This window comes from Nonomuraea wenchangensis (genome assembly GCF_900111685.1).
In the GTDB taxonomy this organism is placed as follows: domain Bacteria; phylum Actinomycetota; class Actinomycetes; order Streptosporangiales; family Streptosporangiaceae; genus Nonomuraea; species Nonomuraea wenchangensis.
This window is the reverse complement of record NZ_FOHX01000002.1, coordinates 853,220-865,501: the sequence shown is the minus strand read 5'-3', so window position 1 is coordinate 865,501 and position 12,282 is coordinate 853,220. Positions and strand designations below refer to the sequence as shown.

Below are 12,282 nucleotides of genomic sequence, written 5' to 3'. Positions count from 1 at the left end.
CGTTCGGCGGTGGGGCTAGCCCCACCCTCCGATGAGCTGACGGAACGCCGACGGGTCGAACGCGCCGCCCAGCGTGGGGCCGAGACCCCGGCGGGCCACGTCCGCGAATGCCGCCCCGTCCAGGGCGCCCACGCCGTCCGGGAGCGCGCCGGCCAGGGGCCGCGCCGCCAGCATCTCCAGGTCCGCCGCCGTGCTGCGCTCGACCGGGCCGGGCTCCGCCGGCCAGCGGCCGATGACCAGCCCGGCGAGGTCGAGCCCCCGGTTGGCCAGCGCCTCCAGGGTCAGCGCGGCGTGGTTGACCGCACCGCGCCCGGCGCCGGACACGACGAGCACCTGCGCGCTCAGCAGCCGGGCGAGGTCGGCGAGCGTGGCGCCGTCCTCGTCGTAGCGTTCCAGCAGGCCGCCGGCGCCCTCCACGAGCACCAGCCGGTTGCTCTCGGCCAGCTCGCGCACCAGCAGCGCCACCGCCGGCATGGACACCGGCGGCAGGCCCGCCGCCCGCGCCGCCGCGGCCGGGGAGAGCGGCTCGGCGAACCGGCCGAGCTCGAACGTCGTCGTCACCCCCGACAGCCGCATCACCGTGTCGAGGTCGCCGGGCGCGCCGGCGGCCAGCCCGGTCTCGGCGGGCTTCACCACGGCCACTCCCGCGCCCCGCGCCCGCGCGAGCGCGGCCACGGCGGCCGTCACGACGGTCTTGCCCACCGCCTCGGCGGTCCCTGTGACGATCAGAACGCTCACCCGGCCAGCCTAGACGCGACCGGCACCCGACCCGGCCCCATGGACGCGCGCCACGCGGCGGCGTCAGGGGCGGCGTCAGGGGCGGCGCAGCCGGGTGACGAACTTGTAGCGGTCGCCCCGGTAGAGCGACTGGGCCCACTCGACCGGGTGGCCGTCGGCGTCGAAGGCGTGCCGGGTGAGCAGGAGCATCGGCAGGCCGACGTCCACGCCGAGCGCCTTGGCGTCGTACGGGGTGGCGAGCACGGTCTCGATGATCTCCTCGGCGTCCGTCAGGCGCACGTTGTAGGCGTTGTGGAGGGTCTCGTACAGCGAGGAGTGGACCTCCAGCTCGCGCCGCAGCCGGGGGAAGCGGCGGGCGGACAGGTGGGTGGTGTCGATGGAGACCGGCTCGCCGTTGGCCAGGCGCAGGCGGTGGATGCGCAGCACCCGGCCGCCCGGGTTGATGGCCAGACGGCGGGCGAGGGCCTCGTCGGCGGTGATGTAGCCCATCTCCAGGATCTTGGTGTCGGGCTCCAGCCCGGCGGTGCGCAGGTCGCCGATGTACGAGGTGAGCTGCAGCACCTGCGCCACCTTCGGCTGCGCCACGAACGTGCCCTTGCCCTGGATGCGCAGCAGCCGCCCTTCGACCACCAGCTCGGTCAGCGCCTGCCGGACGGTGGTTCGGGAGGTCTCGAAGCGCACGGCGAGGGTGCGCTCGGGTGGCAGCGCGGTGCCCGGCGGCAGACTCTTGGTCAGCTCCAGCAGGGCGCGTTTCACGTCGTAGTACTTCGGAACGCGGGGGCTATCGTCTGTCACGCGCTCACCTTCACTTCTGCCACGGCGGTGAGGCGTGTTTGATCACCGCGAGATCATCGGAACCCACATTGGCCAAGGAGGTCAACCGCGGGCGGCGGCGGCCGGTCGGCACCGAGCGCGTACGGTGCCGGGCACGCGCGAATCCGGGCTGCTCAGGCTGATGGTGAAGGATATCCACAGCAGCGACGCTCATCGCAACCGAGGCGGCGACCGGGGCCGCCGCGCGGGCGCCTGCGGCACGTCCCACCCCCGTCTGACCTGTTGGGCGGCGCTGTGGCGGGCTCGTGACGACCACCTCCGGCCCGTCCGGCGGGGCTCCGCCGGGGGATATGGGCGACTTGGCTAATGTGACCCTTCTCACAATATGAGATTGCCCAAAGGAATACGGCGAATGAACGGCGGTGCTCGCTCCACATGCCCCCGAATCCCCGCACTCGGGACGGCCGCCGGTTTGGTCGTGGCGGGGGAAAGCACGCATGATGCACTCGTGCCGACTCTCAGCGACCTCGTCGCCCGCCATACCGCTCTTGACGAGGCGGATCTCGACTGGCTGCACTCGCTGGTCTCCGACTGGCAGCTGCTCGCCGACCTGTCCTTCGCCGACCTCGTCCTGTGGGCGCCGCTGGCGGGGGAGAGCGGCTGGATCGCGATCGCCCAGATGCGCCCGACGACCGGCCCCACCGTCTACCACGACGACATCGTCGGCAGCGTGGCGGCCAAGGGCGAGCGGCACCTCATCGACACCGCGTGGAACGAGCGCCGCATCTGCCGCGAGGGTGACCCCGACTGGTCCACGGGCGTGCCGGTCAGGGAGGAGACGATCCCGGTCAGGCGCGCGGTCGAGGGTGGCGAGGGCCGCTTCCTGGCCGTCATCCAGCGCTCCACCAACCTGTCGTCGGCCCGTACGCCCTCGCGGCTGGAGCTGACCTACCTGCAGAGCGCCTCCGACCTGGCGCAGATGGTGGCCGAGGGGCGCTTCCCGTTCTCGGGGGAGGAGCCGATCCTGGTCCGTTCGCCGCGGGTCGGCGACGGCCTGCTCCGCCTCGACCGGGCGGGGCGCGTCACCTATGCCTCCCCGAACGCCCTGTCCGCCTACCGACGGCTCGGCCTGCACGCCGACCTGGTCGGCTCGGAGCTGGGCCCGGTCACCGCGACGCTGTGCTACTCCGACGAGCCGATCAACGAAGACCTCATGATCGTGGCGAGCGGCCGGGCGGCCAAGGAGACCGAGGTCGAGTCCGGCGGCACGACGGTGCAGCTCAGGGCGATCCCGCTGATCGTGGGGGGCGGCCGGATCGGCGCGCTCGTGCTCATCAGGGACGTCACCGAGCTGCGGCGGCGCGAGCGCGAGCTGATGACCAAGGACGCCACGATCCGCGAGATCCATCACCGGGTGAAGAACAACCTGCAGACGGTGGCGGCGCTGCTCCGGCTCCAGGCCCGCCGCCTGCAGGTGCCCGAGGGCCGCGAGGCGCTGGAGGAGGCCGTGCGCCGGGTCGGGTCCATCGCGATCGTGCACGAGACGTTGTCGCACGCGCCCGAGGAGTTCGTCGACTTCGACGAGATCGCCGACCGCGTCATCGCGATGGCCGGCGAGGTCTCGGCGGCCGAGGCGGCGGTGACGCCGCGCAGGGTGGGGGCGTTCGGGGTGCTGCCGTCCCTCATCGCCACTCCGCTGGCCATGGCGCTGACCGAGCTGCTGCAGAACGCGTTGCAACATGGACGCCCCAGGCGGCTGGAGGTGGTGGTGGAGCCGGCGCTCGACCGGCTCAACGTCACCGTGTGGGACGACGGGCAGGGGTTGCCCGAAGGCTTCGACCTCGACAGCAGCACCAGTCTGGGGCTGCAGATCGTCCGTACGCTGGTTGAGGGGGAGCTGTCGGGAAAGTTGTCCGTACAGCCGCGCCCCGCGGGCGGCACCGAGGTCGTGCTCTCGATCCCGCGTCCCGCGTCCGGTTGAGGTCGCTGGCGAAGGTTGGGGTCAGGCGGTCGCGCGGGCGCGGGCACGGGCGGCACGGCGCTTGACGGCGCGGCGCTCGTCCTCGCTGAGGCCGCCCCACACGCCGGCGTCCTGGCCGGACTCGATGGCCCACTTCAGGCAGGCGTCGACGGCCGGGCAGGAACGGCAGACCTGCTTGGCCTCCTCGATCTGCATGAGGGCGGGGCCGGTGTTGCCGATCGGGAAGAACAGCTCGGGGTCCACGTCACGGCAGGCAGCTCGGTGGCGCCAGTCCATGCGTCCACTCCTTAGTAGATGAAGCCTTTGGTCGGCTCCGTGCGGCTACTACTTTGTGAAGAGTTTCACTAACTCCAGCGAACGAGGCCCCGGATCCTGTCGAGGACCGGGGTCGTCCGCTGACGGTCGGAGGGCCTAGGGGTTGTTAAAGGTCCTACGTTCCGATGTCAGTCTGAGCCTGTCAGCCACGCAGAGTGCACGCAAGAGGGTTTGCGCGAAGTTTTGGCCGTTATGGATGTCGGATGCGTCACACAATGACCGAATGTAACCAACTAGACCAACACTTGTAATGCGTTGGGGGTAGATCGGAAGGTCACTGACTCGCGTTCGCCCAGGTAGTCCCCGTCCAGCTGAAAGGCCACGGGACGGCGGGCGGTGAGCGTGAACTCGGCCTCGTCGTGGAGCTGGACGAGGTGCTTCCCTGACGGAAGGGTGTCACTCTCGGTGAGCATGTGCTGGATCAGCGGCGTGAGCGAGACCAGGCCCATCCGGCGCAGCCCGAGCAGGTCGAGGCCGGTCTCGAAGCTCGCCCACGGGGTGGGGCGGACGGGCCTCGTGCCGACGTACGTCCACGGCGAGGTGTTGGAGATGATCGCCATGAAGACGCCCTCGGCCGCTGGGATGCCGGGACCGGTCACCGTCATCGCGGCATGCCGCTTGTCCGTGGCCAGATAGTGCCGTAGAGCGGTGTTGACATACCGGGCGGGGGTAGCCTTCCTGCCGGTGCCTCTCAGGCCCTCCACGGCCCGTACGACCTCGGCGTCATAGCCCATCCCCGCACAGAACGTGAAATAGCGGCTCTGGCCCTCCCAAAGGGCCTGGCCCAGGCCCACGGTCCGCCGGCGGCCCTCGCGCAGCGCCTCCAGCACCGCGCCGGTGGCCTCGACCGGGTCGTTGGGCAGGCCGAGGGCGCGGGCGAAGACGTTGGCGCTGCCGCCGGGGATGACGACGAGCGCCGGGCGGCGGGTGCTGGGGTCGTCCGGCACGTCAGTGGACGCCGGCGGCACGTCACCGTTCACCGGATTGAGCAGGCCGTTGACGGTCTCGTTGATGGTGCCGTCGCCGCCGAGCACGGCCACCATGTCGTAGCCCTTGTCGCGCGCGGTCGCCGCCAGGCCGGCGGCGTGCCCGCGGTAGCGGGTCTCCTCGACGGCGAGCTCCACGGCCGCGCCGAGCGCGCGGATGAGGACGTCCCTCGTGCGGGCGTTCGTGGTCGTGGCCTTGGGGTTCACCAGCAGCATCGCGCGCATGCCGCCAGCGTAGCCGCTGATCGGGGACCCGCTTCAGTGACCTCGGCGAGGTAGGGTACGGGACGTGAACCGTCGTCCGCTCACCCTCGTGATCGCCGCCGTCGTCGTCAGCCTCGAAGGGCTGCTCGCGCTCGGCCTGGGCGTCTTCGTCGCCGTCGAGACCGTGGTCGGCAGGCCCGGCAGCCTGACGAGCGCGATCGCCGAGGCGGCGTTCGGGGTGCTGATCGGCGCCGGGCTGCTCTGGGTGGCCTGGGGCGGGCTGTTCAGGATGGAGCGGTGGGGCCGCGCGCCCGGCGTGGTGGCCCAGATCTTCCTGCTGCCGGTGATCTACACGCTCTTCCAGTCGGACCTGCCGCAGCTCGGCGTCCCGCTGCTGGTGGCCGTGCTGGCGGGGCTGGTCGCGTTGCTGGCGCCCCCCACCACGCACGCGCTCTACGGCGACGAGCAGCACGCGGCCTAGCTGCCCGGCCGTCCTGTCGACGCTCCCGAGCAGCCCTGACCCGTCAGTCCTCGGCTGTCAGGCCCTCGCGCAGCTGGGCGAGGGTGCGGGCGAGCAGGCGGGAGACGTGCATCTGTGAGATGCCGAGCTCGGTGGCGATCTGCGACTGCGTCATGTTGCCGAAGAACCTCAGCAGCAGGATGCGTTTCTCGCGCGGCGGCAGCCGCTCCAGCAGCGGCTTGAGCGACTCGCGGTATTCGACGCCTTCCAGCGACTCGTCCACGATGCCGAGCGAGTCGGACACCGCGGGGGCGTCGTCGTCGCCGGAGTCCGGCGCGTCGAGGGACACCGTCGAGTAGGCGTTGGCCGACTCCAGGCCCTCCAGCACCTCCTCCTCGGTCATCTTGAGGTAGGCGGCCAGCTCGGCGACCGTCGGGGCGCGGCCCTCGCGCTGCGACAGGTCGCTTATGGCCTTGGTCAGCGAGAGCTTCAGCTCCTGCAGGCGGCGCGGCACGCGGACCGCCCAGCCCTTGTCGCGGAAGTGCCGCTTGATCTCGCCGACGATGGTGGGCGTGGCGTAAGTGGAGAACTCCACGCCGCGGTTGAGGTCGAAACGGTCGATGGACTTGATCAGACCGATGGTGGCGACCTGGGTCAGGTCGTCCAGCCACTCGCCCCTGTTGCGGAAGCGGCGAGCCAGGTATTCGACCAGGGGAAGGTGGAGCTCGACCAGCTCGTCCCTGATGCGCTGACGGCGCGGCTCCTCGGGGCCCAGCTCGGCCAGCTCGGCGAAGAGCTGGCGGGCGCGCACCCTGTCGGGCACGGCGTGTTCGCTGGTGGCCATGGCTCCAGTCCTTTCCGTCACGCCGGCCCCGCCGTGCTCTGAGCCGCCCCTCGGCGCTTACGGAGGACGATGGCCATGCGGTCGGCGCTGTCGGTCACCGCGTCGACGTCGTCGGCCAGCGCGGTGAGCACCATCCAGGCGAAGTCGTCACGCTTGGGCGCGGAACTCCCGACCGTCGCCACCTCGACCCTGACCTGCATCTCCTGCCCGGTCAGCTCGAACTCGGCGGTGAGGTCGGTGCCGGGCACCGCCTCGTTGAGCAGCATGGCGCACGCCTCGTCGACCGCGATCCGCAGGTCCTCGATCTCGTCCAGCGTGAAGTCCAGCCGCGCCGCCAGCCCAGCGGTGGCTGTGCGCAGCACGGACAGGTAGGCGCTCGCGGCGGGGAGCCGGATGCTCACCACGTCGCGGATGCCGGCCACGCCCTGCGCGCGCGTCTCGGTTTCCTCGGTCACGTTCCTCCTCGCATATCCGACGCCAACTGCAACTTACCGCTCCGGAGAGGTGCTTGGACGAATCAGACTCGCCATCTACGGAAAAGGCTCTGCGCGGTCGTGAACCGCGCAGAGCCTTTGTGCCGTTTTAGGCCGCCTTGGTCTCCCAGAAGATCTTGGAGATCTCGTCGATCTTGCCCAGCAGCTCGTCCGCCTTGGCGGCGTCGACCGTGCCCTTGGCGCCCGCGGCTCCAGCGAGCTTCGTGGCGTCCCAGAAGAGCTGGTGGAGCTGAGGGTACTGCTCAAGGTGCGGCGGCTTGAAGTAGTCGGTCCAGAGCACCCAGAGGTGGTGCTTGACCAGCTCAGCGCGCTCCTCCTTGATGTGCAGCGCGCGGCCGCGGAACACCGGGTCCTCGTTGGCCGCGTACTTCTCCATGATTGCCTTGACCGACTCGGCCTCGATGCGGGCCTGGGCGGGGTCGTAGACCCCGCAGGGCAGGTCGCAGTGCGCGGAGGCGACGTGCTTGGGTCGTAGCAGTCGTGCGAGCATCGGAAAGTCCTTCCTGGATGCTGAATCAGCTTGGTCCACAACCGACCTTACTCGGGTCCGGAAGGCGGCGGAGTGGGGGGTAGAGCCCATGAGAGTGCGTGTCGAGGGCGATTCCATGCGGCCCGGCCTGGTTCCCGGCGACTGGCTCCTCGTGCGCAGGAACGCCCCCGTGCGCCCCGGCGACGTCGTCGTCGCCCGGCTGCCCGGCGATCCCGAACGGCTCATCGTGAAACGGGCGCAGTGGCACGGAGCGGACGGATGGTGGCTGGAGAGCGACAACCAGCGGGCGAGCGGGCGGCGCGACAGCTGGGACTTCGGGCCGGTCCACGACATCGTGGGGCGCGTCGTGCTGCGGTACTGGCCGCTGGTCCGCCGGCGGCGGTGACCGCGGCTCAGGACGACCGCTCGGGCGGCTCAGGACGGCCTAGGAGCTCCGGCGCCCGGCTCAGGACGGCTCAGGGCGGCTCAGGGCGTCTCCTGGCGGCGGCGGGCGCGGTAGGCGGCCACGTTGGCGCGGCTGGCGCAGCGGGCCGAGCAGTAGCGGCGGGAGCGGTTGGACGAGGTGTCGAGGAAGGCCCGGCCGCAGCGCGGCTCACGGCAGCGGCCCAGCCGGTCCGCGCCCAGCTCCGCGACGACCGCGGCGAGGCCCATCACCGCGGTGGCCGCCGGGTCCTCGGCCAGGTGCAGGTGCCAGGGCCCGCCGTCGTGGGCCGAGAGCTGGGGTCGTACGGGATAGCGCACGAGCAGGGCGTTGAGCCGTTCGGCCACGGCCCGCTCGTCGCCGGCCACGTCGAAGACCTCGGCCAGCTCCTGGCGCAGCCGGATCAGCTCGGGCGGCGGCACGAGATCGTTGACGAGCCGGACCGCCCACGAGGCGTAAGAGGTCAGGTCCATGCCGGAGTATTACACACCCCGGTGGGGGCTCCGGCGCGCGCCGGAGCCCCCACCGGGATCAGCCCTCGGGGTGCAGCACGCGCCGCAGGAACGCCTTCGTCCGCTCCTGGGATGGATCGCCGATCACCTGGGACGCCGGGCCGTCCTCGACGACCACGCCGCCGTCCATGAACACCACCCGGTCGGCCACCTCGCGGGCGAAGCCCATCTCGTGGGTGACCACGAGCATGGTCATGCCCTCCTCCGCCAGCTTGCGCATGACGGCGAGCACGTCGCCGACCAGCTCGGGGTCGAGCGCCGAGGTGGGCTCGTCGAAGAGCATGAGGTCGGGGTTCATGGCGAGGGCGCGGGCGATCGCGACGCGCTGCTGCTGCCCGCCCGACAACTGCCCGGGAAGGGTGTCGCACTTGTCGCCGACGCCCACCTTCTCCAGGTTCTCCCTGGCGATGGCCTCGGCCTCGCTCCTGCCCCGCTTCAGCACCCGCCGCTGGGCGATCATGACGTTCTGCAGCGCGGTCATGTGCGGGAACAGGTTGAACTGCTGGAAGACCATGCCGATGCGGCGGCGTACCGCGTCGAGGTCCACGTCGGGGTCGGTGACCTCGACGCCCTCCACGAAGACCTTGCCCTTGGTGGGCGTCTCCAGCAGGTTCACGCAGCGCAGCAGCGTGGACTTGCCCGACCCCGACGGGCCGATGACGCACACCACCTGGCCGGGCTCGACGGTCAGGTCGATGCCCTGGAGCACCTGGTTGTCGCCGAAGGACTTGTGGAGGTCCGCGATCTCGATGGCGTGCGTCATGGCTTCCTCCCCTTGCGCCCCTCCAGCCGGGAGGCGAGGTATCCCAGCGGGATGGTGACGATCAGGTACGTCACGCCCGCCACCATGATCGGGGTGGCGTTGGCGTACTGGGAGGCCAGGTCGTTGCCGAACTTGGCCAGCTCGACGTACTCGCCGGACACGCCCAGGAACAGCACCAGGGAGGAGTCCTTGAGCAGCGCCACGAACTGGTTGGTGGTGGGCGGGATGACCATCCTGATGGCCTGCGGGATGATCACCGTGACCTGGGCGCGGGTGGCGGACATGCCGAGCGACCTGGCCGCCTCCGTCTGCCCCTTGGGCACGGCCTGCAGGCCCGCGCGGAAGACCTCGGCCTGGTAGGCGGCGCCCACCAGGCCGAGGCCCAGGATGCCCTGCCCGTACGTGCCGAAGGGCACCTGGAAGCCCGGCAGCGCCAGCGGCAGGAAGGTGATCATCAGGAAGATCAGCAGCGCGGGCAGGCCGCGGAAGATCTCGATGTAGACGACCGCGATCCATCGGTACGGCCGCACCTGCGACAGCCGCATGAGTGCCAGCAGCAGCCCGAGCACGAACGCGAAGACGAACCCGCCGACCGCGTAGATGATCGTGTTCCGCAACGCGATCGTGAACAGCTCGGGCAGCGCGTGCTCGGCCACGTCGACCTTGGCGAAGTTCTGTGCCAGGCTGCCCCAGTCGGCGTACAGGACGATGGCGACCAGCGCGACGACCAGCAGGGCGTACTGGACGGCGCGGCTGATCTGCTGCTTCTTCCGCGGGCTGAGCCTGGCGCGGGCAGGCTCAGCCGTCTTGGGCAGGTCGGTCATGGATCAGCCCAGCTCGCCGGGCTTCTTGCCGAACCACTTCATGTAGATCTTCTCGTAGGTGCCGTCCTGCTTGGCCTTGGCCAGCTCCTCGTTGATGGTCTTGACGAGGGTCGGGTCGGCGTCCTTCTTCATGCCGATGCCGTACTGCTCGCCGGTGTCGAGGCTGGCGATCAGCTCGAACTTCTCGGCGACCTCCGGCTTCTTCAGCCAGGTGAGCACGACCGGCAGGTCCTGGATGATGACGTCGGCCTGGCCGGCCTGGAGCGCCAGCAGTTCCTTGGGCGAGTCGGCGTACTCGGTGGGGTTGAAGCCCTGCTTCTTGGCGTAGTCGAGGCCGGTGGTGCTGGCCTGGGCGCCGAGCTTGAGTCCCTTCGCCTTGACGTCCTCCAGGGACTTCGCGCCCGTGCCCTTCTTGGCCAGCAGGGCCTGCGTGGCGTCGAAGTACGGGTCGGAGAAGGTGATGTTCTGGGCCCGCTCGGGGGTGATGGTCATGCCCGCGGCGGCGACGTCGCACTTGCCGGCGGCCATGGCGGCGCCACTCTTGATCACCGCGAAGTCGATGTCCACGATGTTCTGGGTGACGCCGAGCTTCTTGGCGGCGAGGTCCACGATGTCGACGTCGAAGCCGACGACGTTGCCGCTCCCGTCCTTGAACTGGAACGGCTCGTAGGGGACGTTGGTGCAGACCGTGAGCTTGCCGGGCTGCACCAGCTTCACAGCGGCGGCGCCCGAGCCGGCGCTGGCGCTGGTGTCGGCGCCGCCCGAACCGGAGTCGCTGCCGCAGGCGGACAGGGCGAGAGCGGCGGTCACGGCGAGCGCGCCGGCGGCGTAGCCACGGCGGCCCTTGGGGCTGAGGGCCATGTACGGCCTCCTAGGAAGTGAAAAGCCACAGAACTTGCGTTTTGTGCAGTTTAGATGCGATTTTGTGCCGTTCCGTCATCGGCGGTTTAACGATGCGTCAACAGAACGGCCTCGAACCGTCCATCCGGTCGCCCTACTGTGCCCCACCGGGGACGCTGACTCGGAACACCGTCTCACGATGTGGCACTATGGGACGACGGGTGACCCCCGAACCCCCATCACGAGATGACGCCGAGGGGCCCTGGCAGCTACAAGAAGCCAACCCGCTCGCGATCATCCTCCGAAGTTCGTTCCGCTTCCGATGACTCCAGGGGTCGCTGTGGCTGTCACGCCCGCTTCTGCGCCAGGTTCCTCGTCCGTCGAGAATCTCGATCTCGATCCCGCCTTCGCGCTGCACCGCGGGGGCAAGATCGAGATCCGCTCCACCATTCCCGTCCGCGACGCCGACGACCTGTCGCTCGCCTACACGCCCGGCGTCGCCCGGGTCTGCACCGCCATCGCCGAGACGCCCGCGCTCGTCCACGACTACACCTGGGCCTCCAGGGTCGTCGCCGTGGTCTCCGACGGCACCGCCGTGCTCGGACTCGGGGACATCGGCCCGGCCGCCGCCATGCCCGTCATGGAGGGCAAGGCGCTGCTGTTCAAGGAGTTCGGCGGCGTCGACGCCGTGCCCATCTGCCTCGACTGCACCGAAGTCGACGCGCTCGTCGAGACCGTGGCGCGGCTCGCGCCGTCGTTCGGCGGCATCAACCTCGAGGACATCAGCGCGCCGCGCTGCTTCGAGGTCGAGGCCCGCCTGCGCGACCTGCTCGACATCCCCGTCTTCCACGACGACCAGCACGGCACCGCCATCGTGGTGCTCGCCGCGCTCCAGAACGCCGCCAGACTGACCGGCCGGACGCTCGGCGACCTGCGGGCCGTCGTCGCGGGCGCGGGCGCCTCCGGCGTCGCGGTGACCCGCATCCTGCTGGAGGCCGGCATCGGCGACATCGCGGTCTCCGACTCCAAGGGCCTGATCTACCAGGGCAGGGAGGGGCTCAACCCGGTCAAGGAGGCGCTCGCCCGCGACACCAACAGGTCCGGGCTCACCGGCTCCACGGAGGAGGCCCTGGCCGGCGCCGACGTGTTCGTCGGACTGTCCGGCTCGACGGTGAGCGAGCAGGCCGTCGCCTCCATGGCGGACGGCTCGATCGTCTTCGCCCTGTCCAACCCCACCCCCGAGGTCCACCCCGAGGTCGCCGCCCGGCACGCCGCGGTCGTCGCCACCGGCCGCTCGGACTTCCCCAACCAGATCAACAACGTGCTGGCCTTCCCCGGCGTGTTCCGTGGCGCGCTCGACGTGCGGGCCTCCACGATCACCGAGAACATGAAGGTGGCCGCGGCCGACGCGCTCGCCGCCGTCGTGGGCGACGACCTCTCCGCGACGTACGTCATCCCGAGCCCCTTCGACGAGCGTGTCGCGCCCGCCGTCACCGCCGCGGTGGCCGCCCAGGCCCGCGCCGACGGGGTCGCCCGTCTCTGATCGGCTCGTCTCTGATCGGCTCGTTCCGGCGAGCTTTCGGCGGACTTCCGGCGGGCGGGGCTCTTGCGGGCCCCGCCCGCCGCCGCGTGCTGC

At 70.6% G+C, this 12,282-nt stretch carries 15 protein-coding genes; 4 read left to right on the top strand and 11 right to left on the bottom strand.

Translation table 11 applies throughout. The features are described from left to right. Nucleotides 1-15: 15 nt before the first annotated feature. Entirely contained in the window at nt 16-738 is a 723-nt protein-coding gene (gene bioD, locus BMW85_RS08125; protein ID WP_091078785.1) for a dethiobiotin synthase, read from the bottom strand. A gap of 75 nt (nt 739-813) precedes the next feature. Next, nucleotides 814-1,533: a GntR family transcriptional regulator gene (locus BMW85_RS08120; RefSeq protein ID WP_091078782.1), complete on the bottom strand. Its 720-nt coding sequence runs from the start codon at nt 1,531-1,533 to the stop codon at nt 814-816. A 487-nt stretch (nt 1,534-2,020) separates the two neighbouring features. Between BMW85_RS08120 and BMW85_RS08115 the strand changes: the two genes are divergently transcribed. Next, a complete protein-coding gene (locus tag BMW85_RS08115; protein WP_091078780.1) occupies nt 2,021-3,493 on the top strand; it encodes a PAS domain-containing sensor histidine kinase in 1,473 nt (490 codons plus the stop codon). Nucleotides 3,494-3,514: 21 nt separating this feature from the next. Here the strand turns inward: BMW85_RS08115 and BMW85_RS08110 are convergent, their stop codons facing one another. After that, a complete protein-coding gene (locus tag BMW85_RS08110; protein WP_026214529.1) occupies nt 3,515-3,769 on the bottom strand; it encodes a WhiB family transcriptional regulator in 255 nt (84 codons plus the stop codon). A gap of 272 nt (nt 3,770-4,041) precedes the next feature. Next, entirely contained in the window at nt 4,042-5,019 is a 978-nt protein-coding gene (locus BMW85_RS08105; protein ID WP_091078778.1) for a diacylglycerol/lipid kinase family protein, read from the bottom strand. Between the two features lie 64 nt (nt 5,020-5,083). Between BMW85_RS08105 and BMW85_RS08100 the strand changes: the two genes are divergently transcribed. Continuing rightward, nucleotides 5,084-5,479, top strand: a complete 396-nt coding sequence (locus tag BMW85_RS08100) for a hypothetical protein (RefSeq protein WP_091078776.1) — start codon at nt 5,084-5,086, stop codon at nt 5,477-5,479. A 43-nt stretch (nt 5,480-5,522) separates the two neighbouring features. On the opposite strand, the gene BMW85_RS08095 is transcribed toward BMW85_RS08100, so the two are convergent. The 3 genes from BMW85_RS08095 to sodN all read right to left on the bottom strand — a co-directional run bounded on the left by BMW85_RS08095 (nt 5,523) and on the right by sodN (nt 7,286). After that, a complete protein-coding gene (locus BMW85_RS08095) occupies nt 5,523-6,302 on the bottom strand; it encodes an RNA polymerase sigma factor SigF (RefSeq protein WP_177240539.1) in 780 nt (259 codons plus the stop codon). Nucleotides 6,303-6,319: 17 nt separating this feature from the next. After that, on the bottom strand, nt 6,320-6,757 hold the full coding sequence (locus BMW85_RS08090; protein ID WP_091078774.1) for an ATP-binding protein: 438 nt from the start codon (nt 6,755-6,757) through the stop codon (nt 6,320-6,322). A gap of 127 nt (nt 6,758-6,884) precedes the next feature. Then, on the bottom strand, nt 6,885-7,286 hold the full coding sequence (gene sodN, locus BMW85_RS08085) for a superoxide dismutase, Ni (protein ID WP_091078772.1): 402 nt from the start codon (nt 7,284-7,286) through the stop codon (nt 6,885-6,887). Nucleotides 7,287-7,374: 88 nt separating this feature from the next. Here sodN and BMW85_RS08080 point away from each other — a divergent pair, with 88 nt between their 5' ends. After that, on the top strand, nt 7,375-7,671 hold the full coding sequence (locus BMW85_RS08080; protein ID WP_091078769.1) for a S24 family peptidase: 297 nt from the start codon (nt 7,375-7,377) through the stop codon (nt 7,669-7,671). A gap of 80 nt (nt 7,672-7,751) precedes the next feature. On the opposite strand, the gene BMW85_RS08075 is transcribed toward BMW85_RS08080, so the two are convergent. Genes BMW85_RS08075 through BMW85_RS08060 form a run of 4 tightly spaced genes read right to left on the bottom strand, consistent with a single transcriptional unit; the run spans nt 7,752 to nt 10,667 of the window. Next, nucleotides 7,752-8,180 carry a CGNR zinc finger domain-containing protein gene (locus BMW85_RS08075; protein ID WP_091078766.1) on the bottom strand — a complete coding sequence of 143 codons (429 nt, stop codon included), beginning with the start codon at nt 8,178-8,180 and terminating at the stop codon, nt 7,752-7,754. Between the two features lie 58 nt (nt 8,181-8,238). Continuing rightward, complete coding sequence (locus BMW85_RS08070; RefSeq protein WP_091078763.1) at nt 8,239-8,982, bottom strand: amino acid ABC transporter ATP-binding protein; 744 nt, start codon at nt 8,980-8,982, stop codon at nt 8,239-8,241. Further along, entirely contained in the window at nt 8,979-9,806 is an 828-nt protein-coding gene (locus BMW85_RS08065; protein WP_091078760.1) for an amino acid ABC transporter permease, read from the bottom strand. Before BMW85_RS08065 ends, BMW85_RS08070 begins: the two co-directional genes overlap by 4 nt. Before the next feature lie 3 nt (nt 9,807-9,809). Then, a complete protein-coding gene (locus tag BMW85_RS08060; protein WP_091078758.1) occupies nt 9,810-10,667 on the bottom strand; it encodes an ABC transporter substrate-binding protein in 858 nt (285 codons plus the stop codon). 319 nt (nt 10,668-10,986) lie between these two features. On the opposite strand from BMW85_RS08060, the gene BMW85_RS08055 reads away from it, so the two are divergent. Beyond that, complete coding sequence (locus BMW85_RS08055; RefSeq protein ID WP_245774679.1) at nt 10,987-12,189, top strand: NAD(P)-dependent malic enzyme; 1,203 nt, start codon at nt 10,987-10,989, stop codon at nt 12,187-12,189. Nucleotides 12,190-12,282: the final 93 nt, after the last annotated feature.

Coding starts and splice junctions, on each gene's coding strand:
- BMW85_RS08110 (WP_026214529.1), bottom strand. CDS start 3,769: ATGGACTGGCGCCACCGAGCTGCCTGCCGTGACGTGGACCCCGAGCTG.
- BMW85_RS08105 (WP_091078778.1), bottom strand. CDS start 5,019: ATGCGCGCGATGCTGCTGGTGAACCCCAAGGCCACGACCACGAACGCC.
- BMW85_RS08095 (WP_177240539.1), bottom strand. CDS start 6,302: ATGGCCACCAGCGAACACGCCGTGCCCGACAGGGTGCGCGCCCGCCAG.
- sodN (WP_091078772.1), bottom strand. CDS start 7,286: ATGCTCGCACGACTGCTACGACCCAAGCACGTCGCCTCCGCGCACTGC.
- BMW85_RS08080 (WP_091078769.1), top strand. CDS start 7,375: ATGAGAGTGCGTGTCGAGGGCGATTCCATGCGGCCCGGCCTGGTTCCC.
- BMW85_RS08075 (WP_091078766.1), bottom strand. CDS start 8,180: ATGGACCTGACCTCTTACGCCTCGTGGGCGGTCCGGCTCGTCAACGAT.
- BMW85_RS08070 (WP_091078763.1), bottom strand. CDS start 8,982: ATGACGCACGCCATCGAGATCGCGGACCTCCACAAGTCCTTCGGCGAC.
- BMW85_RS08065 (WP_091078760.1), bottom strand. CDS start 9,806: ATGACCGACCTGCCCAAGACGGCTGAGCCTGCCCGCGCCAGGCTCAGC.
- BMW85_RS08060 (WP_091078758.1), bottom strand. CDS start 10,667: ATGGCCCTCAGCCCCAAGGGCCGCCGTGGCTACGCCGCCGGCGCGCTC.